This window comes from Vibrio sp. FF266 (assembly GCF_041439695.1).
GTDB classification, from domain to species: Bacteria; Pseudomonadota; Gammaproteobacteria; order Enterobacterales; family Vibrionaceae; genus Vibrio; species Vibrio tasmaniensis_A.
In genome coordinates this window covers 215577-242412 of the sequence record NZ_JBGOOO010000004.1, presented here as the reverse complement: position 1 = coordinate 242412, position 26836 = coordinate 215577, and the positions used below count along the sequence as shown (strand labels likewise).

Sequence of the window (26836 nt, the reverse complement as noted above, 5' to 3'; positions counted from 1 at the left end):
ATAAATACCCAGCAACTCGCTGCAAAAATCAGCTCGAAAGATCAACACGCCCTAGTCTTTTAATAGATTACTTGGCCTCACTCTAGGAGTATTCATGACAGCCGAATTAAGAAAAACGAAAATCGTCACAACGCTAGGCCCTTCTACTGATAAAGGTAACGTGCTTGAAGAGATCATCAAAGCCGGTGCCAATGTCGTCCGTATGAACTTCTCTCACGGCACTAGCGACGACCATATACAACGTGCAGAAAATGTCCGCGCAATAGCCAAAAAACTTGGTACTCAGATCGCTATTCTCGGTGACTTACAAGGTCCCAAGATTCGAGTGTCAACATTCAAAGATGGCAAAATCCAACTTGCCGTTGGTGACCAATTTACTCTCGACAGTAGCCTTGGTTTAGGCGAAGGCAACCAACAAGCGGTCGGTCTTGATTATAAAGAATTACCTAACGACGTTTCAGCTAACGACATCCTGTTGCTAGACGATGGTCGTGTACAGCTAAAAGTAACCGAAGTGGAAGGTTGTCGCGTTCATACCGAAGTCATCATTGGCGGCCCTCTCTCGAATAATAAAGGCATAAACAAAAAAGGCGGCGGCTTGTCAGCAGAAGCGCTGACAGAAAAAGACAAACGCGACATCGTCACCGCCGCACAAATCAAAGTGGATTACCTTGCGGTGTCTTTCCCACGCAACGGCGAAGACATGCACTACGCTCGTCAACTCGCACGAGAAGCAGGTTTAGAAGCTCACCTTGTAGCAAAAGTAGAGCGAGCAGAGACGGTCGCCACTGTTGAGAACATGGATGACATCATAATGGCCTCAGATGTGGTCATGGTAGCTCGTGGTGACCTCGGAGTCGAAATTGGCGACCCTGAATTGGTCGGAGTACAAAAACAGCTTATACGTCGTGCTAGAGCGCTTAACCGAACGGTGATCACCGCAACTCAAATGATGGAATCGATGATTTCAGCGCCAATGCCAACCCGTGCCGAAGTCATGGACGTTGCCAATGCGGTACTTGATGGAACAGATGCGGTCATGCTTTCAGGTGAAACAGCTGCAGGTGATTACCCGGTCGAAACCGTAAAATCGATGGCTGAAGTGTGTATTGGTGCTGAGAAAATGGCGGGGATTAACAACCAATCCAATTACCGAATTGACCGCACGTTTGTGACCGCCGAAGAAACCGTTTCGATGGCGACTATCTACTCGGCAAACCATATGGAAGGCATTAAAGGCGTAGTCACTCTCACAGAATCCGGCCGTACTGCACTGATGATGTCTCGCCTAAGTGCTGACATGCCTATCTACGCACTATCTCGTAACGAAGGAACACTTAATCGCTGCACCTTGTACCGAGGTGTAACACCTATCTACTTCGAGACAGAAGCCAAAGACAGTTTTGACATTGCCCTATCTACGCTCACCTGCCTAAAAGAGCAAGAGCATCTTAAGTTTGGCGATCTCGTTATCGTCACTCAAGGCGACATTATGGATGTGGCGGGATCAACCAACTGTATGAGAATCTTGCCTGTCACCTAATGTTTGCCCGTAAGGCGAAACGATTTGCCTAATCTCAAGACAAAAAAGGGTTATCGAACCAAGTTCAATAACCCTTTTTCATTTCAGTATATTCTTCGTTAATAACATCAACAATTAACGCCATTACTAGTCAACGACATGGTTACTAAAAATATAGTTACTAAAGATATAGTTAACTAACGGAATGCTAACTCATCAACTTCAAATATTATTAATCAACCTCAAGCATTACTTCTCAGCAGCAATGGTTGCCAACTGTGGCATGTGTGAACTGCGGGCATTTTTCGTAGAGGTATAAGTTTCAACAAATCGGTAACCGGCTTCTAAACCCAAATCATAATCGTGCAGTAAATCTTCTTTATTACTCATTAATGAATTGGATTTCAGCGGCATACTCGGGGCAATTTGCACGACAAACGCATCGTCTGGTGGGGAGTTCAAAAAATCCTGAGTCAATGAGTAAGTTTGGTAATGCACCATCAGCATATCTGCTAAGCCGGAATCAAACTTATCACCAATTAAATGACTTAATCTATAGATGTCATCCGCCCCGAATAACCATCGACCACCATTCAGCAAATCCAAATGTGATCTGTCGCGCTTCTGTTCTTTTGAGCTGAGAATTTGTTGTTGAAAGAACGAGCTCCAATCGGTTTTCCACTGTTCCACTTTTTGTTGCCAATGACCTTGAACACTGTCAAAAGATTCGCGGAACCATTCCAGTTCTTCGGCTGATATCGGTTTGGGTGTTTTTAATCGCGTACTGTTAGCTTGAACCTCGACCTCGACCTCTTCCTCTAGCGTAGGCTCAGTTCGGATCACAACAATGGAACGGGCTTGTCTACGCCACGCTTCTTGAACTGGGATGCAAGCTGATACACCACCATCCACATAAGCATTGTCGCCAATAAAGATTTCATCATTGTATAAGCGAGGAATCGCACAGGTTGCAATCATCACTTTGTACCAATCTTCACCCAATACTGGAAAGTAGTGATCTCGTAAGTCTTTAGAATCCGTGACGGCTGCATAGAAATGGCGATCGCCTAGCGTTTGTCGTCCTAAATCCAAATCAAGCTTATATGGGTAAGCCATGATTTGTTCTAAGGCCCATTCTAATCCAAGGTTCTTTCTGTGTCGTATATAAGAAAAGAGATTGAAGAATTCAGGTGATGTTGTGAGGTCGAGAAGGAAAGAACGGCCAAGGCCTTTATCGCGGCACAGATAAGCACACAAATTAAGAGCACCTGCAGAGGTACCAAAAAACTCGTCGAAGGGATCAAAATTTGAAAGAAGAAAGGCATCCAGCACTCCAGAAGTAAAAATACTTCTCTGTCCGCCACCTTGGGCGACCAGTGCTGTTTTTCCAGCAATAAACTTAGCGTAATAATCTAAGTCTATTGCTGTATCAATATTGGTTATAATCCCACTATTCATTATTCCCTGAGTATAAAAACCCAGCCTCGCAATAGATGGTATTAACTACCAATTGCAATAAAGCCAAATGAGAGAATGATTGCGTAGATGACAACCGTTATTTGTAGGGCATTTTTCAGATTATGGTCCATAGACACCTCTGTCTTATTATTAATTTGTCGAGTCTCTATTTAAGTACTATCAGGTGTGTGAAGTATCTTCAAGAATCGTCGAAATTAGTCGCACAATATTGATGTAACCATCACAATTAGTAAGTGTATGGATAAGGATATACTCATGAATAACAAAGCAAATATAATGGCACTGATTACGCTTATCTCCGTTTCGAGCGTACATGCCTCGCCGGAGATCATCATTACTCCGATGGTGGGCTATACCGGCGGTGGCAGTGTCGAAGACCAGGACGGTAAAACCTATGATATGAAAGGGTCTGAAAACTACACCTTTGCGATTGAAACGCCATTTGAAAAAGGACGCATCGGCTTTTTCTATTCTAATCAAAGCTCTGAATTAGAAACGCTCAACCTAAGCTCCTCCATCCAATACCTGCACTTTCAAAGTAGCATTTACTACCCAGCTTCTTCTGTGTTGTCTGGTTATTTGGGGTTAGGCCTTGGTGCTTCTTACGTCGATGTAGACTGGGCAAAAGATAAGTATGGGTTCTCAACCTCTATCTTTGGTGGTTTAGAGTACAAATTTAGTGACCGATTAGCGCTAAACACACAACTACGTTGGCTAGGTACCGTTGTCGATAACGACACCTCCGGTGTTTGTAACATCCCAAGTAACGGCCAAGAGTGCATCATCCGCTTTGATACCGACTGGATGAACCAATTCCAAGCCAATGTCGGACTGAGTTTTACTTTCTAAGTATCGATGACCATAAGCATCTCATACCAATAGAACCTCCGAATAGTTGGTCAGTTCAACTATAGAGTGTATGAATTTCAGTCATACGCTCTACTTTTAAATAAAGTCATATAACCTAATAAAACAGAAAAAATTAGACACATAAACCAATCAGAAAACCCCAAACCAATTCATACCTCTAAAATAACCATCATTTAACATCTTAAAGACCATAAGACCACAGTTATTAAACATACCTAATCTATTGCTTTAACCATTCTAACTAGGTAGGCTCATTAGCACGCATCAGCTGAATATTTCAGGTTATGCAAACACACATCAAACAATTAAGAATTATCCGCTGAGTTCTCCAATCGCTAACAACATAATAATCTAAACTTTTGCTTAATCACGGAAGATAAAGTAAACAGTCAAACCGTTTGCCTGTTTTAACTATCATCTCCTTACCAAGCACAGCGTGACGAGAAGCTTCATACCTCAGGGAAGTTGTAAAGGAGTTAAATATGAAGCGAGAACAGTGGGGATCCCGAGCAGGATTTATCCTTGCCGCAGTAGGATCTGCTATTGGTTTAGGAAACATTTGGCGTTTTCCATATATGGCTTATGAAAATGGCGGCGGTGCTTTTTTCATTCCATATCTATTTGCCATGCTTACGGCTGGTATCCCATTTATGATCCTAGAGTTCAGTATGGGTCAAAAATATCGTGGATCTGCACCTGCAACCTTAGCGCGCATCAACTCAAAATTTGAGTGGCTTGGCTGGTTCCAAGTAGGTGTAGCGGCTGTCATCGCGGTCTACTATGTTGCCGTTATCGGTTGGGCAATTTCATACTTCGGTATGTCATTCAATCAAAGCTGGGGAACAGACACTAACGCATTCTTCTTCAGTGAATATCTAGCTCTAGGTGATAACTCACCGACGAACCTAGGTAGCATCCAATGGGGCATCGCTGGCGCAATGTTACTCGCTTGGGCAATCACTTATGCAGCTATCGTGGGTGGTGTTAAAGCTGGTATCGAACGTGCTTCTAAAGTAATGATGCCAGTGTTGTTCATAATGGTGATTTTGCTTATCGGACGCATGGTTTTCCTTCCTGGTGCTCTAGATGGTGTGAACTACATGTTCGAACCTGATTTCAGCAAGATCTGGGACGTAAAAGTATGGGCTGCTGCTTATGGACAAATCTTCTTCACGCTAAGTATCGGTTTTGCGATCATGCTGGCTTACTCAAGCTACCTGCCTGAAAAATCAGATATTACGAACAACGCGTTCATGACGGTTCTTATCAACTGTGGTTTCTCAATTCTTGCGGGTATTATGATTTTCTCTGTTCTTGGCTACATGGCTCAAGAACAAGGTAAACCATTAACTGAAGTTGTATCAGCAGGCGTTGGCCTTGCGTTTGTTACGCTACCTGCTGCGATTAATTTACTTCCAGCACCGTATATTCTGGGTCCACTATTCTTCTTTGCACTTGTTGTGGCTGGTTTAAGCTCTCATATCTCAATTATGGAAGCAGTAACATCTGCAATTATGGACAAGCTGAACTGGAGCCGTAAAAAAGCAGCAAGTATTGTTATTGGCGTTGGTGTTGTGGTGTCTATGGCATTTGCAACTAACGGCGGCCTACTTCTACTAGACCTAGTCGATCACTTCGCTAACAACGTCGGCATCATGGTAGGCGGATTCATTGAAATCCTTCTAATGGCATGGTTACTAAACAAAGTTAGCGATGTACGTGCGTACGTCAATGAGATTTCAGATTTCTCTATTGGCGTATGGTTTAACGTATGTTTACGCTTCGTCACTCCAGTTATGCTTGCAATCATTCTTGCAACAAAACTAAGCGCATTGTTTACAGACGGTTACGGTGGCTACGACCTGACTCTTGGTTGGGCAATGATCGCAGGATTACTAGCGATTGGCATTATCATAAATATGACAAGTAAGAAGGAAGCATAATCATGACAACGAGTGCGATTATTATGATGGTTCTTGGTCTTGGTATCACTTGGGGTGGTGCTGCAATTTGCATAAAGCGTGCAATGGACAAACAGAAATAACCTTATTTAAACCATTCAAAAATGCCAGCTACTAAGCTGGCATTTTTTTGTCTCATCACCTAGAACTTGTAGGTGATACCCAGTGCACCACCCACTTGTAATTCAACACCTTTATACATGTCGAGCTCAGGGTGAACTTGCGCGTACGCATTCCAACCTTCGTAGAAGTTCACTTTAACACCTAAAGGCAAACGTAAGCCAAAATCATCATTCCACTCAGCCCAAGCACCTGCACCGACATACCAACTCAACGGAGCTTCAGTCTCAAACTGACCACGCTTCAAAATATAGTCAAATGCAGCACCGTCGTTGCCAATCGTGGCACGGTATTTCTGATCAAATTCGACAACGACACTCAGGTCTTGGTCAATGGCTAATCCAACTTCCAAATCTGGTGCTTCAGAAGCATGCACAAACGCGGCTCCGCTGCAGCACATAAGGCAGATCAAATAACGATGTTTCATAATATTCTCAGACTGTTTTTAAAAATGGCAGTGTACTGGGTTCACAAAGAGAAGGTGTCATCGCTAGGTAAAAGCGAGCTGGCGCTCAGGGTTCGGAATCGGTCTTCAACACATAGAGTTGAGTAGAACTAGTTGAGTAAGAAGAGCTTATACTAATCACAGTAAGTAAGTGTTCAGGAATAGCGCAGGAAAAAATCTTGAGAACAAGGCATAATTTTTTGATAAGTAGCTATTCTACAATCAAAAATTCTAACGAAGTTATCGAGGTTTTTAACAAGCTAGGATGACCAGTTATTTACTACGATTGGTATTAAACGTGAGGGTATTTTGCATATTGCAGAAAACAAAAAAGGAGGCCTTTCGGCCTCCTTTCAATCTATTGAATCAGTGAATTAACCGTTGTTACGGATCCACTCATCCATGTCTGTCTTAAGGTTGTCAGACTTAGTACCGAAGATAGCTTGTACGCCACCAGCAACAACAACAACACCTGCAGCGCCTAGTTTCTTCAGTTTGTCTTGGTCAACAAGAGCGGTATCAGCTACTGCAACACGTAGACGAGTAATACAAGCGTCAAGACCAGTGATGTTCGCTTTACCACCGAATGCAGCAACTAGCTCACCAGCAAGTTCAGAACCTGTAGCAACTACTTCTTCTTCAGATTCGTCTTCACGGCCCGGAGTTTTAAGGTCAAGTGCTTTAATCACAGTGCGGAATACGATGTAGTAAATTGCAGCGTAAGCAACACCACATACAACCATTAGACCCATCTTAGACGCATTGCCAGATAGAACTAGGAAGTCGATTAGACCGTGTGAGAAAGATGTACCGTGTACAAAACCTAGAGTGTTCGCAAGAACGTATGCAGAACCAGCTAATAGAGCGTGGATTGCGTACAGTACAGGAGCAACGAATAGGAATGAGAATTCGATTGGTTCAGTGATACCCGTTAGGAATGAAGTCAACGCAGCAGAAGCCATGATGCCCATTACTTTAGCGCGGTTTTCAGGTTTAGCTGAATGTGCAATCGCGATTGCAGCAGCAGGTAGACCGAACATCTTGAACATGTAACCACCAGCTAGCTGACCGAAGCCATTGCCCGCTGCACGAGATGCGTCATCAGCAACTAGGTAACAAGTAAGAACACCGTTTTGAGTTTCGCCAGCAGCGTTTACACAAGTACCAGCTTCGAAGAAGAAAGGTACGTTCCAAACGTGGTGAAGACCAAATGGAATCAGAGAACGCTCAACGATACCGTAGATACCAAACGCCACTTGTGGGTTTTGGTGAGCAGCCCAATCAGAGAACGCAGAGATAGCGCCGCCAACTGGTGGCCATACTACAGATAGTAGGATTGCTAGACCAATCGCAGAGAAACCTGTGATGATTGGCACAGCACGCTTACCAGCGAAGAAGCCAAGGTACTCTGGTAGTTGAATACGGAAGAAACGGTTGAATGCCCAAGCAGCAACACCACCGACTAGGATACCACCTAGTACACCAGTGTCGATTTTATCAACGCCCATTACACCAGCCATTACGCCTAGTGTAGCAGTCATGATGCCGTAACCAACGATAGCAGCTAGACCAGCTACACCGTCGTTATTAGTAAAGCCAAGTGCTACGCCTACTGCGAACAGTAGTGCCATTTGACCGAATACTGAACCACCCGCTTGTTCCATTAAGTTTGAAACGATTTCTGGAATGAAAGGAAGGTCTGCTGCACCGACACCTAGCAAAATACCCGCAACTGGTAAAACTGATACTGGTAGCATCAGAGACTTACCAACTTTCTGCAGGCTAGCAAAAAGGTTCTTAAACATGTTTATGCTCCTGATAAAGATAAAATAATTATATGGGTCCTAACGGCACACCCCCGTAGCCTATATGTTAGCACCCAGTGAAAATGTAACCATGTATTGCATTATATTTTCTGCCGCTAAATATATATTGATGGGGAACTAACTTTCTAGTCACTTACGAAATTTAGTTTCAAAACACGTCTTGGATCACATGTCAAATATAGAAATGCAATGCTTTACAAGTCGCTAACCAACTGAAAAGTAAATAAATTATAATACCCTTCTATTATTTTACTGAGTAAATAAAATAGAGGGCAATGTTATTTTTAGTAACAAAATTACAAATGTTGTAATTCACGCTCTCAAGTTCAACATATTCCGTAAACATTAAAAAAAAACGCATTTTTGGTGATCAAAAACACAAAAAGGGAGCTTTCGCTCCCTTTTGTTTGTTTAGTTAGATTTCTATCGCAAAAAAAGTTTTTGGTAATTTTTGGTCGTTTGTTCAGCAACCTCTTTCATTGATACCCCTTTTAACTGGGCGATATAAGCCGCAACTTCGACTACATATGCAGGCTGATTCTCTTTACCACGATATGGAATTGGCGCCAAATATGGCGAATCCGTTTCGATCAGCAACCTATCTAGAGGTAGTTTTTTCACAACGTCTTTAAGTTCTGTGGCTTGTTTAAAGGTCACAATACCTGAGATCGAGATATAGAAACCTAATTCCATTGCCGCTTCAGCGAACGCTTGATCTTCAGTAAAGCAGTGAATCACACCACCACACTTCTCTGCTCCACCATCGCGTAAAATAGCTAACGTATCTTCACGCGCGTTACGCGTGTGGATGATCAAAGGTTTATTAAGCTCAACAGCCAACTCAACGTGCTGCTTGAACCTGAGCTGTTGTAGCTCTGCAGTCTCTGGTTGGTAATGATAATCTAGGCCAGTTTCACCAATAGCCACCACTTTCGGGTTGCTCGCGTACTCACGCATTCTTTCTAAACAGAAGTCGCTCTCTACGTCGAGAGGGTGAACGCCACACGAAGCCTTAACGTTATCAAACGGCGAGATCATCTCAAGCATGTTTTCAAACGAATCCAACGTCACACCGACAGAAAGCAGTTGGTCAACGTTGGCTGCTTTCGCTTTATTAACCACGTCTTCTACGCTGGTGTGTAAATTTTGGTAATCCAGTTTGTCTAAATGACAATGGGAATCTACGAACATGTTTCCTCGCAAGTGGCTATCAGCCAATTCATTATGAGTAGCTCCGTATTGAGCCCAGGGTGTTGCTTTAACTGCTCAATCAATATCAGCAGTTTATTCGACGCTGCATAAGCACTTTGATAAGACATCACCTCACACAGTGCTTTCGCACTCGGAATGATAGCGTGATTAGCTAAACCAAAATGCAGCTTTTGTACATCTGACAATAAATGCCAAAGCCAGCTAAGTTGAATCAAAGGGTCTTTGCTAAGCTCTGTAGAGAACTTCAGCATGTCGGGTTGAGTGCCTTTTATCACATCCACAAAGCCATCTAGTGCTTTGGTAGAAGCTTCGACGCCACCTTGATCAAACATTGCTTTCGCTTTCAGAGGTGCGTTGTCGTTCAATGTCAGTATGTACTGAGGAACCGTTTTACCAACTTCTCCATTTAACCATGCCGATCCTGCATCCAATTGTGGGCACACCACATTAAATTGCTGGCAACGGCTAAGAATAGTTGGCATTAAGCGATTACTGTTGCGCGTCGAAAGAATGAAAATACAGTTACTCGCAGGTTCTTCCAGCGTTTTCAACAGCGCATTAGATGCCGATTCATTCATCGCTTCAGCCGGATTCAGCAAGATGACACGCAGGGCACCTAACTGGGACGATTGTTGAGCCCAGCGGTTACTCGCACGCACTTGGTCAACCGTAATCGATTTACCTTCTTTCTCAGGTTCAATCACATGGAAATCTGGGTGACTCCCCGACTTCATCAGTTCACAACTGTGGCAAAATCCGCACGCTTCACTTTCGTAATTAACACACATCAATGCATCGGTAAGTTGGCTAACCAGCGCTTCCACACCAAGCCCTTCCGGCGCATTAACGATCACAGAGTTAGGAAAACGTTCTGCATCGAGACTTTTTTTCCACTCACTCCATACCGGTGTGAGCCAAGAATAAACTTCAGCCATGACTACCTACTGTTTATTGAGCCAAGCACTGAGCGCGACTTTAATATCAGCGGCTACTTGCTCAATTTCTTGCTGCGCATTAATCACGAGTACAGAATCGTCTTGCCCTGCAATTTCTAAGTAACGCTCACGCGTGCGATCGAAAAATGAGATGTCCATCTTTTCAATTCTATCAAGCTCACCACGACCTCTAGCGCGTTCAAGCCCAACTCTAGGGTCTAGGTCCAAATATAGTGTTAAATCTGGCTTAAAGCCGCCTAGCGTGGTTGCTTTCAGTGATTCCATAGTGCTACGAGCGATCTGACGACCACCACCTTGGTATGCTTGAGAAGACATATCATGGCGATCACCCAACACCCATTTACCACTGTCTAGTGCAGGCTTGATGACGTTTTCTACTAATTGAACACGCGCTGCGTACATCAGCAGCAACTCAGTCATGTCTTGAAGCTTCTCGCCCTCGTGTTCTTCTTTGACCAACGAGCGCATCTTCTCGGCAAGCACGGTACCACCGGGTTCACGAGTATTAACGATGTCAGCGACACCAGCTGTTTTCAATGTCTCAACGATGGCATTGATTGCTGTACTTTTGCCAGCACCTTCAAGGCCTTCAACCACGATAAATTTCGACTGATTCATAATTCTTTCTTTATTTGTTTTTTCTTAATTGCTTTAAGTAAGCTCGTACTGCACGGTTATGCTCAGTCAAACTCTTTGAAAATACGTGACCGCCCGTTCCACTCGCAACAAAATACAGGTAGTTGCTCTTCTCTGGATTCAGAGCCGCGTTGATAGACGCTTTACCCGCCATCGCGATCGGTGTTGGCGGTAAACCGCTCATTGTATAGGTGTTGTACGGCGTTGGTGTGCGTAGATCTTTCTTACGAATATTGCCTTTGTAGCTATCGCCCATGCCGTAGATAACCGTTGGGTCAGTTTGCAGACGCATACGCTTGTTCAAGCGGTTAACGAATACAGAAGACACACGCTCACGCTCAGAAGCGACAGCAGTCTCTTTCTCGATGATAGACGCAAGAATTAGCGCTTCATAAGGCGATTTAAGAGGCAGTTTATCGGCTCTATTTTCCCACTCATCATTGACCACGTTCATCAGATCTCGGTGGGCACGTTTCAACAAATCTAAATCCGTTGTGCCATAGGTGTAGTGGTATGTTTCCGCTAAGAAAAGGCCTTCTAGCTTTTCATTTTCGATACCAAGCTTTTGTGCGATTTCTTTTTCAGAGACATCATTCAACGTCTGCTGTATGAATTCGTTGTCTTTTAACTGAACAAGCCACTCGTCAAAACGACTGCCTTCTACGAAGGTAATGGTAAATTGGTGCTCTTTCCCTTCGACAAGCACTTGTAGCGTCTGCTCTAGGGTTAAACCGGGTTCAAGCAGGAATGTACCCGCTTTTACGTCTACAAGCTCAGGATGTAACTTACGGATTAATTTCTCGTAAGGAGAAGCCTCAAAAAGCCCCTCGTTAATCAACTGTGCTAGAACACGGTTAAAGCTGCTACCTGAAGCAACGGTAACCACCTGCGGTTTTTCTAATTGAATAACTTGTTTCAGGTTATCTTGCGCTTGGTTGTAAACATAAAAACCAGCAGCAGCGGCTGCAATTAAGCACAAGGTAATAAAAATAAATAACTTTTTGATCACGAGTTTAGTTGTCCTTGAAGGCTACGAGTAACGGTTCCAATGTTGAATTGGGTATCACTAATACGGGTAACTGGGGCAACCCCTAAGATGGAGTTGGTCATGAAAATCTCATCAGCTTGCATGAGTTGAGATAAGCAGTAGTCACTAATTGTAACGGAAAGTTCAGCTTGATTCAGCGCGGTTAACACTTGCTTACGCATAACCCCCGCCACACCACTTTGCGTCAGTTGAGGTGTATATATCATCTGACCTTTGCGCCAAAACAGATTAGCCATGGTGGTTTCAATCACATTACCTGATATATCCAGAACCACGCCATCAGCTTCATCGGCCTGATCCATTTCATCTTTCATCAAGATCTGCTCAAGACGATTATTGTGCTTATGACCTGCGAGCAATGGGCTCAAACCTAGTGCTTGTTGGCAGATACCGAGTTCTACACCAGAATCTTGCCACGCTGAATAATGACTAGGGAAATCAAATGTACTGATGGTTATCGTTGGCTTGGCGATATTCTTGGTACTGTAGCCACGACCGCCGGCCCCACGGCTAACGTGTAGCTTTATCCCAGCTTTTTGATTATGAGGCTTGTTTTTATCTTGAAGATTCGTTGAACCATTAAGGCTCTTTGTACCAGGAAGCGCATTGTGTTGGATATGTTCAAGTGCATTATCGAGCCAAAGGTTAACCGTATTCCAATCAAGTTCGGAAATGCGTAACGCTTTAAGACAATCATCAACACGACGCTGATGATCGTGAAAATATTGAATCTGGCCATCTTGAACAAGCATGGTAGTAAAACAGCCGTCTCCATACTGAAACGAGCGATCTAAGATATCGACAGTTTGCTGACTTTCTCCATCAACCCAAAACATGTTTTTCCCCATAAAAAGAAACGGCTCAATGCTAAAGCATCGAGCCGTTTAAAAACAGTTCTAATTATGACTATCTACGATGTTTGACTCTTATATAAGATGATTAAATCTTTTTGAAGATCAAACAGCCGTTAGTACCACCGAAACCGAATGAGTTACATGCAGCATATTCCATACCGCTAACTTTACGCGCAGTGTGAGGTACTAAGTCAATATCTAAGCCTTCTTCAGGATCATCTAAATTGATTGTTGGTGGAACAATTTGATCAATTAGAGACATCGCAGTGATGATCGCTTCAGCAGAACCCGCAGCACCTAGAAGGTGGCCAGTCATTGATTTCGTAGAAGAAACCAAGACTTGCTTGCTGCCTGCTTCGCCAAGAGCACGCTTGATGCCCTTCACTTCCGCTACGTCACCTGCAGGAGTCGAAGTACCGTGTGCGTTAACATAACCGATTTGTTCACCAGTAATGCCAGCATCACGCATAGCCGCTTCCATTGCTAGTGCGCCACCAGAACCATCTTCACTTGGAGATGTCATGTGGTAAGCGTCACCCGACATACCGAAGCCAACTAGCTCACAGTAAATCTTAGCGCCACGAGCTTTAGCATGTTCATACTCTTCAAGAACCATCATGCCTGCACCGTCACCAAGAACGAAGCCGTCACGGCCTTTGTCCCATGGACGAGAAGCTTTTTGAGGCTCATCGTTACGAGTAGACAGTGCTTTAGCCGCACCAAAACCGCCCATACCTAGTGGTGTCGATGCTTTTTCAGCACCACCCGCTAGCATTGCGTCAGCATCGCCGTATGCAATCATACGAGCCGCGTGGCCAATGTTATGTAGGCCAGTCGTACATGCTGTAGAGATCGCGATGTTTGGACCGCGTAGGCCACGCATGATAGACATGTGACCCGCAATCATATTCACGATCGTCGACGGTACGAAGAACGGGCTGATTTTACGAGGGCCTTTTTCAGTTAGAGCCTTGTGACCGGCTTCGATCAAACCAAGACCACCAATACCAGAACCGATAGCAACGCCTACACGAGGAGCGTTTTCTTCAGTAATAGTTAGGGCTGAATCATCTAAAGCTTGAATACCTGCTGCGACGCCGTACTGGATGAACAAGTCCATCTTACGAGCATCTTTTTTAGTCATATACTCTTCGCAGTTAAAGTCTTTAACTAGACCTGCAAAACGAGTTGAGAAATTGGTTGCGTCAAAATGATCGATATTAACGATACCACTTTGACCAGCTAGCAGGGCTTTCCAAGAAGATTCTACAGTGTTGCCTACCGGCGACAACATACCCATGCCAGTGACAACTACACGACGCTTGGACACGATATTACACTCCGGGGATTGAGGTGATTTAAGATGAGGATAGATGAGTTAGATAAAACACAGGCGGTCGAGGTGACCGCCTGGGAGAGATTATTACTGAGCGCTAGTTACGTAATCGATAGCAGCTTGAACAGTAGTAATTTTCTCAGCTTCGTCATCTGGAATCTCAGTGTCGAATTCTTCTTCTAGAGCCATTACTAGCTCAACTGTGTCTAGAGAATCTGCACCTAGGTCATCAACGAAAGAAGCTTCGTTTTTAACTTCAGCTTCGTCTACACCTAGCTGTTCAACAATGATTTTCTTTACGCGTTCTTCGAGGTTGCTCATTTTTTCTTTTCCTTTACAGAGTTCGCTTTATGCGATGTTTTCCGTAGTTTATTCAATCTATTGAAAGTTGCAAGGTCAACTTTTCTGGTCAAACCACAATTTTCACGATTTTAACCGAAATTACGTATGATCTTGACTTAAATCATGCACAAATGTTGCACATAATTTACACCATGTACATACCGCCATTGACGTGAAGTGTTTCACCTGTGATATAAGCTGCCGCAGGTGACGCCAAAAATACCACAGCTTCAGCGATTTCGCGAGGGTCACCTAGTCGACCTGCTGGTACATTCGCCAAAGTTACTGCACGTTGGTCATCATTTAGCGCTTTAGTCATGTCAGTTTCGATGAAACCAGGTGCTACAGTGTTCACTGTAATACCACGAGACGCAACTTCACGAGCCATTGATTTAGTAAAACCAATTACGCCTGCTTTTGCAGCTGCGTAGTTAGCTTGACCAGCATTACCCATAGTACCGACTACAGAACCAACGTTTACGATACGTCCTTGACGCTTCTTCATCATGCCACGCAATACAGCTTTAGACATGCGGAAGATAGGCGTTAGGTTAGTATCGATGATGTCATTCCATTCATCGTCTTTCATACGCATAAGTAGGTTATCACGAGTGATACCTGCGTTGTTAACCAGAATGTCAATCGCACCGAATTCATCGTTGATGGTTTTCAGTGTAGCTGCAATTGAGTCAACATCCGTTACATTAAGAGCAAGACCTTTACCGTTCTCACCTAGGTACTCACTGATTGCAGCAGCGCCGCCTTCAGACGTAGCAGTACCGATAACTTTAGCACCACGCTCAACTAAAAGTTCAGCGATTGCACGACCGATACCACGGCTTGCGCCTGTAACTAGTGCAACTTTGCCTTCTAAATTCATCATAACTTCTCTATTAAGTGTTTATTTACTTAGCAGCTTCTAGTGATGCAGTGTCATTAACTGCAGCAGCTGTCATAGTTTTTACGATTCGTTTTGTTAGACCGGTAAGAACTTTACCTGGGCCTAATTCTAGTAGCTTCTCTACGCCTTGCTCATTCATAGCTTGTACGCCTTCAGTCCAACGAACTGGGCTGTACAGCTGGCGAACAAGTGCGCTTTTGATTTTTGCCGGGTCTGTTTCAGCAATAACATCAACGTTATTGATAACAGGCAGTGCCGGCGTGTTGAACTCTAGAGCTTCAAGAGCAACCGCTAGCTTGTCTGCTGCAGGCTTCATAAGGGCACAGTGAGACGGCACAGATACTGGTAAAGGAAGTGCACGTTTAGCGCCCGCTTCTTTACATAGTGCACCAGCGCGCTCTACTGCTGCTTTGTTACCCGCGATAACAACTTGGCCAGGTGAATTGAAGTTAACTGGAGACACAACTTCGTCTTGTGCCGCTTCTTCACACGCTTTAGCAATCGCTTCATCATCTAGACCGATGATTGCGTACATTGCACCAACACCCGCAGGAACCGCTTCTTGCATCAGTTGACCACGTAGCTCAACTAGCTTGATCGCTTCTTTAAAGTCGATAACACCCGCACACACTAGTGCAGAGTATTCGCCTAGGCTGTGGCCTGCTAGGTTTGCAGGTTGCTCTAGACCAAGCTCTTGCCATACACGCCAGATTGCAACAGACGCTGTAAGTAGAGCCGGTTGAGTACGGAAAGTTTCATTTAGATTTTCTACTGGACCATCTTGAACCAATGCCCATAGATCGTAACCAAGTGCTTCTGAAGCTTCAGCAAATGTCTTTTTAACAACATCATACTGTTCGCCTAGGTCAGCAAGCATACCGATAGCTTGAGAGCCTTGGCCTGGGAATACGATAGCAAATTTGCTCATAGTAATTTTCCTTTAAGCAAAGCAAAAAATTGAATAAGGCACATAAGTTATGTGCCTTGTTTGTTGATTATCGCTTGGGGTTAGAATTTAACTAACGCAGAACCCCAAGTGAAGCCGCCGCCAAATGCTTCAAGTAGAAGCGTTTGGCCACGTTTAATTCGCCCGTCGCGAACAGCCTCATCAAGGGCCGTTGGTACGGTAGCTGCCGACGTATTGCCGTGCTTATCAAGAGTAATCACAACTTGATCAAGCGACATCGTCAGCTTTTTAGCGGTTGCCGAAATAATACGGTAGTTCGCTTGATGTGGAACTAACCAATCAAGCTCTGACTTATCCATATTGTTCGCAGCTAATGTGTCTTTCACTAGCTTAGAAAGCTGAGTTACCGCCACTTTAAATACTTCGTTGCCCGCCATGTGCAACCATTTGTCCGCATCACCGCCACGCTCTGGAACTTCTAGGCTTAGAAGCTCACCATATTTACCGTCAGAGTAAATGTGAGTAGACAAAATACCTGGCTCTTCGCTTGCGCCAACAACCACCGCACCTGCAGCATCACCAAATAAGATGATAGTAGAGCGGTCAGTCGGATCACAGGTTTTTGACAGTGCATCCGCACCGATTACCAAAACGTTCTTACACATGCCAGTCTTGATGTGTTGATCAGCAACAGACAGTGCGTAGACAAAACCAGAACACGCCGCAGCCAAATCAAACGCAGGGCAGCCTTTGATACCAAGCTTGCCTTGTACCTGACATGCCGAAGACGGAAATGTGTGGCTACTGCTGGTTGTCGCAACAATGATTAAATCAATATCTTCTTTGTCGATACCTGCCATCTCAATGGCATTCTCAGCAGCGTAAAACGCCATATCCGCAACAGTTTCGTTTTCCGCTGAAATACGACGCTCTTTAATACCTGTTCTAGCAACGATCCACTCATCGCTAGTCTCTACCATTTTCTCTAAGTCTGCGTTAGTACGCACCTGAGATGGCAAGTAGCTGCCAGTACCTAAAATTTTGCTATACATGAAGACTAATAATGCCTCTCGAGTAAAACCGCTTCCAAACGATCGCTAATGCGACTGGGGACTTGTCGTTTGACCTCGTGTACTGCCTCACCAATCGCGTTGACGACTGCAGACACATCAGCACTTCCATGGCTTTTAATGACAATGCCGCGCAATCCTAACAAACTTGCGCCGTTATACTGGTCGGGGTTCAAGGTTTTTAATTCAGTAAATAGCTCAGAAAACAACATTCTGGCGATCCAACCCTTTATTGTTGAAGCCATCATGCGCGTTTTTAGCTTATCAATAAAGAGCTGAGCCGTACCTTCACACGTTTTTAAGCAGACATTGCCCACAAAACCATCACATACGACGACATCAGCAGCATCTTGAAGTAATTGATTACCTTCAATATAGCCTATGAAGTTCACAGACTGAGTATTCGACAACATTTCAGCGCATCGTTTTACAAGGTCATTGCCTTTGATTTCTTCAGCGCCGATATTCAAGATAGCGACACGAGGCACGCGACCTAAATGTTGTTCTGCTAATGCACTGCCCATTACGGCAAACTGAAACAGTGAATCCGCGTCACTAGAAACGTTCGCTCCTAAATCAAGCATCCATGTACGGTTGCCAGAAGCGGTAGGCAAAGCTGAAACCAATGCAGGCCTATCAATACCAGGAAGGAGTTTGAGTCGGAAACGAGATAACGCCATCAGTGCGCCGGTGTTGCCACCACTCACACAAGCATCAGCTTGTGACTCGGCAACCAGATCGATAGCAGCACGCATAGAGCTACCCTGACTGTTGCGTAGGGCCAGTGAAGGTTTTTCAGAATTGGAAATAACTCGATCACAATGCTGGATACTCAAACGAGAATCAGGCATTCGACCTAATGAAGATAATTGAGATGTGATCGCGTTTCGATCACCTATTAGAATGACTTTTAGCTCTGGGAAATACGACAGTGCCTGCACGGCGGCAGGCACTGTAACACGAGGACCGAAGTCCCCGCCCATTGCATCAAGCGCAACGGTTAGATTTTGCAAAGGTCAACCTTACTTGTTGATAACCTTTTTGCCGCGGTAGAAACCTTCGGCAGTCACGTTGTGACGTAGGTGAGTTTCACCTGAAGTTGCGTCTACAGAAAGTGCAGCTGTAGTTAGCGCATCGTGTGAACGACGCATGCCACGCATTGAACGTGATTTCTTGCTCTTTTGTACGGCCATTGACCCTACTCCTATGTAAATTCTTAAAGATACTTACTAATAAGTTACTTCTTTAAGTTTTTTAAAACATCAAATGGATTCGGCTTTTTATCTTCCTCAATTTCTTCAGGAAGTTCACCAAACACCAAGTTATTTGAGTTAACGCTACATTTCGCATCGTCGTGCATTGCTATTTGTGGCAATCCAAGGATGAACTCGTCTTCAACTAATTGAATCAGGTCTAACTCACCGTACTCGTTCAGATCTACCAAATCGTACTCTTCCGGTGCTTCCTCTTCACTTTTCTCGCTGTAAACAGGAGTATAAGTAAATTGGACATCGCACTCATGTGCGAAAACCTCATTACAACGTTGACACTCTAAATCGACTTCGACGTTAGCTTTACCAGAGATAACGACTAATCGTTGTTCATCAAGCCCAAATGACATTGAGACTTGCGCGTCACGTTTTACGCCTTCAGTTGTTTCGGTTAAACGCTTTAAAAGACTGACTTGAATGATACCATCCATATCGAGTCGTTTTTGAGCCGTTCTTGCCGGATCAACTGTACGCGGTATTTTTTCCTTTTGCATAGGGCGCGAATCTTATCTTCCAAATCGTGTTTAGTCAAAGGAAATGGCAAAAAAAATGTACTTTCCTACCTTTCCTGTTCAGAGCATTATGAATAGCAGGCTAAGTTACGTTATCCTGAACTAAATGCTTACACGAATTGTAAATTAAAATGAGAAATTACCAACTAGTTTTAGCTTCTACATCTCCATTTAGGCAAGAGATCCTCAAAAAACTACAGTTAGACTTTGTCACAGCGAAACCTGACTGCGATGAAACGCCACTTCCAGAAGAGACTCCTCAACAATTGGTAATGCGTCTTGCTGAAACCAAAGCCAAGTCTTGTGCTGTCGAACAACCAAGCCTAGTGATTGGTTCCGATCAAGTATGTGTGATTGACGAAGAAATCATTGGCAAACCTCATACTCGTGAGAAAGCGATTGAGCAATTGTCTCGTCAAAGTGGTAAGAGCATCACTTTCTATACTGGGATAACGGTATGGAACAGCGAGACCAATAAAGCTGACACGCGTCTCGACACCTTTGTTGTGCATTTCCGCGATTTAACTGAGCAACAGATCATTTCTTATGTTGAGAAAGAGCAGCCTTATTACTGCGCGGGCAGTTTTATGTGCGAAGGGTTAGGTATTGCATTGTTTAAACAGATGGAAGGTAAAGACCCAAACACGCTGATCGGCTTACCTCTGATCGATTTAGTCGATATGCTTGAGGCACAAGGAATGAACGTGTTGTAAGCGATACTTACCACTCTGTTGGAGATTCCCTACTCCTTCCTTCGTCAGTCTAGGGAGTGACGGAACGCGCAATTTTATCTAATCCGCTAATGATATAGAACGTGACCTTAAAAAGTCGTCATCCTCAAGAGCGAGGAACGAGCGAGTTGGGGAGCTTCTGCAACATATGAAAACAAAAAAAGGTTGACGATATTCGTCAACCTTTTCCATTTGATGCATCGATACTCAATTCACGAAATATCTCGTATCTTCTTAAAGCTTACGTAAACCAGTTAAGGCTTTCTCTAGCCTTCTTTCCATTGGCGCCGAGATATCCATCTTCTCTTCGCTACCCGGGTGGGTAAACTTGATGTTGGCTGCATGTAAGAACAGACGATTCAGTCCTACTTTACCCGTATAAGCATCGAAACGGCGATCACCGTAACGATCATCCCAAGCTATTGGATGACCAGTATACTGAGCGTGCACACGGATTTGGTGTGTACGGCCTGTAATTGGGCTAGCTTGAATCAACGTCGCCTCTTGGAATTTCTCTAAAACCTTAAAGCGGGTTTCAGAAGCTTTACCATTCGGGTTCACTCGAACAATGCTATTCACTTCATTTTTTAACAAAGGTGCGTTGACGACTTTACAACTGTTCTTCCATTCGCCCATCACTAGAGCGAAATAGTATTTTTGAACCGTTTTTTCACGGAACTGTGCTTGAAGGTGTCTTAGCGCCGAGCGCTTCTTAGCAACAAGCAAAATGCCAGACGTATCTCTATCAATACGGTGCACTAACTCAAGAAAACGAGCATCAGGGCGAAGAGCACGCAATGCTTCAATCGCGCCAAACTTCAAGCCGCTGCCACCATGAACCGCAGTACCTGATGGTTTATTGAGAATCAGCATGTGATCATCTTCATAGATGATGCACTGTTCCAATTCCGAAACCTTATTGAGTTTCGTACTCGGTACGTTCTCTTCCGTTTTCTCTTCAATAGTAACGGGAGGGATACGTACTAAGTCGCCAGCTTTTAGTTTGTACTCAGCCTTGATACGTTTCTTGTTAACGCGGACTTCGCCTTTACGCACGATTCGGTAAATCATGCTTTTCGGGATGTTTTTTAATTGGTTGCGTAAGAAGTTATCAATACGCTGACCAGCCATATCTTCGTCAATGTCGACAAATTGGACTTGGGTTCTAATTTCGCTCATTGGGTTATTGTATCACTGTCACTTTTGATAATTGAGATTTTCTTAACCCTATTCTGAACTTATTTACCTAAAATCCCTGCGACTCTATCCCTAAAAGGTCATTGAAGTTCTATATTTCTTTGATTCTCCGAACAAAAAAGCACCAAGCTTCCTGCAAATTAAAATATCAATTGATAAATTATTTATAGACAGTGAGTTAGAGCTATCAAAACCCAAACAAAAACTGTTTTTTTTACCGCATTACGACAAAGCAGATTGCTGTGTTTACCGACCACTGCTATAGTTCACAGCTGCTATCAATGGATTGACTAATATTTAAACAGCTAACCATTCATAAGCAAGTAAATGAGTAGATGACTCAGATTAGACAGTGCTGCAATCGGCGTAAGACACGGTCAACTGAGTTCCTTATCGCTCTACTCACGTACACTCATGTTGAGTATTCACCGCCACATCGCGGATCATAGGCTAACTCCCTATGATGACTGACGTGCCCCAGAGCATCCCTCTCCAGCCGGGAGGCTGCACCGATAAAGCCATGGGATCTGGCACCATGAGAAACGAACTAAAGCGATAAGACCAATGATGAAAATAAGAAAAGACAATGAGAATTTCTAAATGAAAAGAATGTTAATTAACGCAACTCAAAAAGAAGAGTTGCGTGTCGCTTTGGTTGATGGCCAGCGACTGTTCGATCTAGATATCGAAAGTCCAGGTCACGAATCAAAGAAAGCGAATATCTACAAAGGACGTATTACCCGTATTGAACCAAGCCTAGAAGCGGCATTTGTTGATTACGGCGCAGAACGTCACGGTTTCCTCCCTCTTAAAGAAATTGCCCGCGAATACTTCCCTGAAGGTTATACATACCAAGGCCGTCCTAGCATTAAAGAAGTGCTAAGAGAAGGACAAGAAGTAATCGTACAAGTTGAGAAAGAAGAACGTGGTAGCAAAGGCGCTGCACTGACAACTTTCATCTCTTTGGCGGGTAGTTACTTAGTTCTTATGCCAAATAACCCTCGCGCTGGCGGTATTTCTCGTCGTATCGAAGGTGATGAACGCACTCAACTGAAAGCAGCATTAAGCACTCTTGAGCTTCCTCAAGGTATGGGCTTAATTGTGCGTACAGCGGGTGTAGGCAAAAGTGCAGAAGAGCTAGAGTGGGACTTGAACGTTCTATTGAATCACTGGGGCGCTATCAAGCAAGCTTCTGATTCAAATGCAGCTCCTTTCCTTATTCACCAAGAAAGTAACGTTATCGTTCGTGCGATTCGTGACTATCTACGTCGTGATATTGGCGAGATTCTAATCGACAGCAATACTATTTTTGAACGTGCACAAGCGCACATTCAATTAATACGCCCAGATTTCATGAATCGCGTTAAGAAATACGATGGTGAAGTACCACTATTCAGCCATTACCAGATTGAAAGCCAGATCGAATCTGCTTTCCAACGTGAAGTTCGTCTTCCATCTGGTGGTTCTATCGTAATCGACCCAACAGAAGCTCTGACTTCTATCGATATCAACTCTGCTCGTGCAACAAAGGGCGGCGATATCGAAGAAACAGCACTTAACACTAACCTAGAAGCAGCCGATGAAATTGCACGTCAATTACGTCTACGTGACCTAGGTGGTCTTGTTGTTATCGACTTTATCGATATGACTCCGGTTCGCCACCAACGCGAAGTAGAAAACCGTCTACGTGATGCCGTTCGTTTAGATCGCGCACGTGTTCAGATTGGTCGTATTTCTCGCTTTGGTCTTCTAGAGATGTCTCGTCAACGTTTGAGTCCATCACTAGCAGAAGCAAGCCACCATATTTGTCCTCGTTGTACAGGTACTGGTGTTGTTCGTGATAACGAATCTCTAGCACTATCTGTTCTACGTCTGATCGAAGAAGAAGCTCTAAAAGACAACACTGCGCAAGTTCTTGCTGTAGTCCCTGTTCCTATCGCTTCTTACCTATTGAACGAAAAACGTCGCTCAGTAAACCACATCGAGAAGAACCAAGAAGTTAAGATCACTGTAGTTCCTAACTCTGACATGGAAACACCGCACTTTGAGGTTATCCGTGTTCGTGAAGGTGAAGAGTTCGACCTACTGTCTTACTTGCTGCCTACCAAGCTAGAAGCTCTAAAAGAAGCAGAAAGCAAAGAGCCTGCAGAACAGACTATTCGTCCTAAGAAGATCGAAGAGCCAGCTCTTAAAGGCTTCGCAGCTCCTGCTCAATCAGCACCGACTCCAGCTCCAGCACCTAAAGCTGTAGAAGAGAAAAAAGCTGAATCAGCAGCGACTCAAGAACCAGGTTTAGTTGGTCGTTTCTTCAAAGCTATCGGTAGCTTCTTATTTGGCTCTTCAACTCAAGAAGAGAAAAAAGAAGAAGAGAAGCAAGAAGAGAAACCTAAGAACAATCGCAACAACGGCAACCGTCAACGCCGTGATCGTAACGATAACCGTCGTCGTAACCAACGTGGTGACCGTGGTGAACAACGTGGTGAGCGTGGTGACAATCGTAACGAAAACCGTGACAACAAACGCCGTCGTAAACCAGTTCGTGATGAGAAACCTGAAGAGCAGAAAGAAACTGCTCCACAGCAAAATCGCCAGCCTCGTAAGCCTAAGCAAGACCGTCGCAATAAGCCACGTGATGAGCAGAAGCAACGCGAAGAGCTAGCACCATCTAAATTAGCAGAAGAAGGTCTACAGCTAGCGGCAGAAGCTCAAGCTGATAAACTAGAAGCGCCTAAGGCTAAGCCAGAAGCTAAAGCAGCTAAGATTAAAGAGCGTCGTCAGCGTCGTAAACTGAACAAACAAGTTCGTATTAAAGACCAACAAGCTGAAGCTGCAGAAAACTCGTCAAATGAGTCTGCTGTTGCTAAAGAACAGTCTATTGCGAAAGAACAATCAGTAGCTCAAGAGCAAAAAGTTGCGGAACAAGTAGAAGCAACTCAAGCAAACGCTGATGAACAAACAGAACAGGAAGAGCCGAAGCAACGTCGCAACCGTCGTTCTCCACGTCACCTACGTGCAAGTGGTCAACGTCGTCGTCGCGGTCGTGATCGTCGTCCTAACCCATTCCGCCTACGTAAAGGTGGTGTAGCTTCTCCAGAGATGGCTATGGGTAAAGTGATGCCTCGCTTCATTCCAAAACCTCACCATAATCAGGCAAAACCTGAAGTGGCTGAAGTTCAAGTAGCAGTTGAAACTCAAGTTGCTGTACAAGAGCAAAACGTAGCTCAAGAGACGGCACCACAAAGTAACACAGCTATGGCTGGCGGCTTTGCATGTCCTGAACTTGCGATGGGTAAAGTCATTATCCGCCGTGAAGAAGCTGAAACTGTCGTTGAAACTCAGGTAACTGAAGCTCCTGCGGTAGTTGAAGCTCCTGTAGTCGTTGAAGAAGCACCAGTGGTTGTTGAAACTGAAAAAGTTGAAGCTCCAGTGATTGTAGAAGCGACGAAAGTCGAAGCGCCTGTTGCAGTAGAAAAGACAACACCAGTTGTTGAAGCTGAAGCACCTAAAGCTGAAAGTGCAAAAGTTGAAGAAGCGCCTGTTGTAAAAGTAGAAGCTCCTAAAGCGGCACCAAAGGCAGCGGTTGCTAAAAAACAAGCAGGTTCACCAATGACTAAAGCTCCTGGTCCTCAAGAGATCAAAGAGATTCAAGTTGTTGCGGCTCCATTCCGTACTGAGCGTTTTGTATCGAAAGGTGCAGGTAGCCAAGCAGCGTCAAATAAAGCCGGCGCAGGCATGACTAAACCTCAATACTAATGAGCTTCGCAGAGTAATCTGCAGAGAACTATCTAAGGGCGACTTATTCATAAGTCGCCCTTTTTTTATATCCACAGTTCCGATTAGTTATAATAGATATATTACTCAAAATAGGGTTCAACCTTGAACTTAATCACATTTTTGGGTAGCATTCGCGCACTTATATTTTCGACACTTAGCTATTGCCGCTCTTTTTCATCACTGTTTGGCTACGCAATACACTCGTGTCGGTAAACCCATTTTAAGCATAGCTGAGCAAACATGTTCGAATTCCCACAATTTTCAAAGCACTCTGTAAAAAATGATGTGCTTTCAGGTCTTACCGTAGCCTTAGCTCTGGTACCTGAAGCCGTAGCATTCGCCTTCGTTGCAGGCGTTGACCCAATGGTTGGTCTTTACGCAGCATTCATCGTAGGTTTAATTACTTCTGTCTTCGGCGGTCGTCCAGGTATGATTTCTGGTGCAACAGGCGCAATGGCTGTAGTAATGGTGAGCCTAGTAGCAACCCACGGCGTTCAATACCTCTTTGCGGCAGTTATGCTGGCTGGCCTTCTGCAAATTGCAGCGGGTGTATTCAAGCTAGGTAAATTTATCCGTATCGTTCCACACCCAGTAATGATTGGTTTCGTGAACGGTTTGGCTATTGTTATCTTCCTTGCTCAGCTTGGTCAATTTAAAGCGCCAGACGTAACAGGTGCCTTAACTTGGTTACCAAGCGGTCAAATGACACTAATGCTAGGTCTAGTAGCCCTTACAATGGCTATCATCCACTTCCTACCTAAGCTAACAACAGCAGTACCTTCTTCATTGGTAGCTATTGTTACAGTAACAGCTTTGGTTGTAGGCCTTGATCTTGAAACTCGCACTGTTGTTGATTTCCTACGCACTATGTCTGGTGACGAAGCTGCAACACTAGCGGGCTCTCTACCAACATTATCTATTCCAGCAGTACCGTTTAGCCTAGAAACGCTATACATCATCCTGCCTTACGCAGTGATTCTTGCTGCGATTGGTCTAATCGAATCACTACTAACGCTAACCGTACTAGACGAAATGACAAACACTCGTGGACAATCTAACCGTGAATGTGTTGGTCAAGGTATGGCGAACGTGACGTGTTCAGTATTTGGCGCGATGGGTGGTTGTGCGATGATCGGTCAATCGATGATCAACGTAAACTCAGGTGGTCGTGGTCGTCTTTCAGGTATCGTAGCGGCAGTTGCACTACTGATGTTCATCCTGTTCGGCTCTGCACTGATTGAAATGATTCCTCTAGCAGCACTTGTGGGCGTTATGTTCATGGTTGTTATCGGTACGTTTGAATGGGCAACCTTCAAGTTGGCACGTCGCGTTCCTAAGCAAGACTTCTTCGTTATCGTTCTTGTAACTGTCGTTACAGTACTAACAGACCTTGCGGTAGCAGTTGGTGTGGGTGTTGTAGCTTCTGCACTAATGTTTGCATGGCAACATGCTAAGCACATCTACGCAGACACATCGGTTAACGCTGAAGGCTCTAAAGAGTACAAAGTTAACGGTCCAATCTTCTTTGGTTCAACCGCTAACTTCCTTGAGTTGTTTGACTCATACAACGATCCACAAGATGTTATCGTTGATTTCGCAAACTCACGCGTTACTGACCACTCTGCTATTGAAGCGATCGACACGATTGCTGACCGTTACGCGGCACTAGGTAAAACACTTCACCTTCGCCACCTAAGCCAAGACTGTGTTGCTATGCTGCACAAAGCGGGTAGCTTAGTTGAAGCGAACGTTGCAGAAGACCCAATCTACAAAGTAATGTCTAAGTAAGCTTAGTCATAGCTTAAAGCTAGATTTAGAAAGGCCGACATTCAATGTCGGCCTTTTTTATATCGATGAACCTTGATA

General features: G+C 44.3%; 25 protein-coding genes. 7 read left to right on the top strand and 18 right to left on the bottom strand.

The window, feature by feature from the left end; translation table 11 throughout:
- Nucleotides 1–94 precede the first annotated feature (94 nt).
- Nucleotides 95–1543, top strand: a complete 1449-nt coding sequence (gene pyk / locus ACED59_RS05725) for a pyruvate kinase (protein ID WP_012603578.1) — start codon at nucleotides 95–97, stop codon at nucleotides 1541–1543.
- A 228-nt stretch (nucleotides 1544–1771) separates the two neighbouring features.
- On the opposite strand, the gene ACED59_RS05720 is transcribed toward pyk, so the two are convergent.
- Nucleotides 1772–2980, bottom strand: a complete 1209-nt coding sequence (locus ACED59_RS05720) for a patatin family protein (RefSeq protein ID WP_371705037.1) — start codon at nucleotides 2978–2980, stop codon at nucleotides 1772–1774.
- A gap of 41 nt (nucleotides 2981–3021) precedes the next feature.
- Nucleotides 3022–3111, bottom strand: a complete 90-nt coding sequence (locus tag ACED59_RS05715; RefSeq protein WP_102248935.1) for a YnhF family membrane protein — start codon at nucleotides 3109–3111, stop codon at nucleotides 3022–3024.
- A 145-nt stretch (nucleotides 3112–3256) separates the two neighbouring features.
- Here ACED59_RS05715 and ACED59_RS05710 point away from each other — a divergent pair, with 145 nt between their 5' ends.
- From ACED59_RS05710 to ACED59_RS05700, 3 genes are all read left to right on the top strand, one after another.
- On the top strand, nucleotides 3257–3850 hold the full coding sequence (locus tag ACED59_RS05710) for a hypothetical protein (protein ID WP_029223909.1): 594 nt from the start codon (nucleotides 3257–3259) through the stop codon (nucleotides 3848–3850).
- 503 nt (nucleotides 3851–4353) lie between these two features.
- Complete coding sequence (locus ACED59_RS05705; RefSeq protein ID WP_009848987.1) at nucleotides 4354–5814, top strand: sodium-dependent transporter; 1461 nt, start codon at nucleotides 4354–4356, stop codon at nucleotides 5812–5814.
- A gap of 2 nt (nucleotides 5815–5816) precedes the next feature.
- Entirely contained in the window at nucleotides 5817–5915 is a 99-nt protein-coding gene (locus ACED59_RS05700; protein ID WP_009848986.1) for a methionine/alanine import family NSS transporter small subunit, read from the top strand.
- Nucleotides 5916–5974: 59 nt separating this feature from the next.
- Here ACED59_RS05700 and ACED59_RS05695 read toward each other — a convergent pair whose 3' ends face one another.
- The 15 genes from ACED59_RS05695 to yceD all read right to left on the bottom strand — a co-directional run bounded on the left by ACED59_RS05695 (nucleotide 5975) and on the right by yceD (nucleotide 19250).
- Nucleotides 5975–6379, bottom strand: coding sequence for a hypothetical protein (locus ACED59_RS05695; protein WP_017097683.1), 405 nt, complete (start codon nucleotides 6377–6379; stop codon nucleotides 5975–5977).
- Nucleotides 6380–6771: 392 nt separating this feature from the next.
- On the bottom strand, nucleotides 6772–8202 hold the full coding sequence (ptsG, locus tag ACED59_RS05690) for a PTS glucose transporter subunit IIBC (RefSeq protein WP_009848984.1): 1431 nt from the start codon (nucleotides 8200–8202) through the stop codon (nucleotides 6772–6774).
- A 444-nt stretch (nucleotides 8203–8646) separates the two neighbouring features.
- The gene (locus ACED59_RS05685) at nucleotides 8647–9414 is read right to left on the bottom strand and encodes a TatD family hydrolase (RefSeq protein ID WP_012603574.1); all 768 of its coding nucleotides are present in this window, start codon (nucleotides 9412–9414) and stop codon (nucleotides 8647–8649) included.
- On the bottom strand, nucleotides 9405–10370 hold the full coding sequence (locus ACED59_RS05680; RefSeq protein WP_017099034.1) for a DNA polymerase III subunit delta': 966 nt from the start codon (nucleotides 10368–10370) through the stop codon (nucleotides 9405–9407). Before ACED59_RS05680 ends, ACED59_RS05685 begins: the two co-directional genes overlap by 10 nt.
- Before the next feature lie 6 nt (nucleotides 10371–10376).
- Nucleotides 10377–11009 carry a dTMP kinase gene (gene tmk / locus ACED59_RS05675; protein WP_012603572.1) on the bottom strand — a complete coding sequence of 211 codons (633 nt, stop codon included), beginning with the start codon at nucleotides 11007–11009 and terminating at the stop codon, nucleotides 10377–10379.
- A gap of 10 nt (nucleotides 11010–11019) precedes the next feature.
- The gene (gene mltG, locus ACED59_RS05670; protein ID WP_017099035.1) at nucleotides 11020–12036 is read right to left on the bottom strand and encodes an endolytic transglycosylase MltG; all 1017 of its coding nucleotides are present in this window, start codon (nucleotides 12034–12036) and stop codon (nucleotides 11020–11022) included.
- The gene (gene pabC, locus ACED59_RS05665; RefSeq protein ID WP_017099036.1) at nucleotides 12033–12911 is read right to left on the bottom strand and encodes an aminodeoxychorismate lyase; all 879 of its coding nucleotides are present in this window, start codon (nucleotides 12909–12911) and stop codon (nucleotides 12033–12035) included. Before pabC ends, mltG begins: the two co-directional genes overlap by 4 nt.
- 103 nt (nucleotides 12912–13014) lie before the next feature.
- Complete coding sequence (gene fabF / locus ACED59_RS05660) at nucleotides 13015–14259, bottom strand: beta-ketoacyl-ACP synthase II (protein ID WP_004736554.1); 1245 nt, start codon at nucleotides 14257–14259, stop codon at nucleotides 13015–13017.
- Nucleotides 14260–14352: 93 nt separating this feature from the next.
- Nucleotides 14353–14586, bottom strand: a complete 234-nt coding sequence (acpP, locus tag ACED59_RS05655; protein ID WP_012603569.1) for an acyl carrier protein — start codon at nucleotides 14584–14586, stop codon at nucleotides 14353–14355.
- 166 nt (nucleotides 14587–14752) lie between these two features.
- On the bottom strand, nucleotides 14753–15487 hold the full coding sequence (gene fabG, locus ACED59_RS05650) for a 3-oxoacyl-ACP reductase FabG (RefSeq protein ID WP_029222897.1): 735 nt from the start codon (nucleotides 15485–15487) through the stop codon (nucleotides 14753–14755).
- A 25-nt stretch (nucleotides 15488–15512) separates the two neighbouring features.
- Entirely contained in the window at nucleotides 15513–16436 is a 924-nt protein-coding gene (fabD, locus tag ACED59_RS05645; RefSeq protein WP_012603567.1) for an ACP S-malonyltransferase, read from the bottom strand.
- An 80-nt stretch (nucleotides 16437–16516) separates the two neighbouring features.
- Nucleotides 16517–17467: a beta-ketoacyl-ACP synthase III gene (locus ACED59_RS05640; protein ID WP_010437276.1), complete on the bottom strand. Its 951-nt coding sequence runs from the start codon at nucleotides 17465–17467 to the stop codon at nucleotides 16517–16519.
- 5 nt (nucleotides 17468–17472) lie between these two features.
- On the bottom strand, nucleotides 17473–18498 hold the full coding sequence (plsX, locus tag ACED59_RS05635; RefSeq protein WP_012603565.1) for a phosphate acyltransferase PlsX: 1026 nt from the start codon (nucleotides 18496–18498) through the stop codon (nucleotides 17473–17475).
- A gap of 9 nt (nucleotides 18499–18507) precedes the next feature.
- Nucleotides 18508–18678 (bottom strand): 50S ribosomal protein L32, encoded by a 171-nt coding sequence (gene rpmF / locus ACED59_RS05630; protein ID WP_004737376.1) that lies wholly within the window; start codon nucleotides 18676–18678, stop codon nucleotides 18508–18510.
- A gap of 44 nt (nucleotides 18679–18722) precedes the next feature.
- A complete protein-coding gene (gene yceD, locus ACED59_RS05625; RefSeq protein ID WP_004733994.1) occupies nucleotides 18723–19250 on the bottom strand; it encodes a 23S rRNA accumulation protein YceD in 528 nt (175 codons plus the stop codon).
- Between the two features lie 149 nt (nucleotides 19251–19399).
- Between yceD and ACED59_RS05620 the strand changes: the two genes are divergently transcribed.
- Nucleotides 19400–19981 (top strand): nucleoside triphosphate pyrophosphatase, encoded by a 582-nt coding sequence (locus ACED59_RS05620; RefSeq protein WP_017099037.1) that lies wholly within the window; start codon nucleotides 19400–19402, stop codon nucleotides 19979–19981.
- Between the two features lie 252 nt (nucleotides 19982–20233).
- On the opposite strand, the gene rluC is transcribed toward ACED59_RS05620, so the two are convergent.
- On the bottom strand, nucleotides 20234–21178 hold the full coding sequence (gene rluC / locus ACED59_RS05615) for a 23S rRNA pseudouridine(955/2504/2580) synthase RluC (RefSeq protein WP_017099038.1): 945 nt from the start codon (nucleotides 21176–21178) through the stop codon (nucleotides 20234–20236).
- A gap of 618 nt (nucleotides 21179–21796) precedes the next feature.
- Here rluC and rne point away from each other — a divergent pair.
- Both rne and ACED59_RS05605 read left to right on the top strand, forming a co-directional pair.
- Complete coding sequence (rne, locus tag ACED59_RS05610) at nucleotides 21797–24949, top strand: ribonuclease E (RefSeq protein ID WP_017099039.1); 3153 nt, start codon at nucleotides 21797–21799, stop codon at nucleotides 24947–24949.
- Between the two features lie 261 nt (nucleotides 24950–25210).
- Nucleotides 25211–26758 carry a SulP family inorganic anion transporter gene (locus tag ACED59_RS05605; RefSeq protein ID WP_017099040.1) on the top strand — a complete coding sequence of 516 codons (1548 nt, stop codon included), beginning with the start codon at nucleotides 25211–25213 and terminating at the stop codon, nucleotides 26756–26758.
- The last annotated feature ends 78 nt before the right edge of the window (nucleotides 26759–26836 follow it).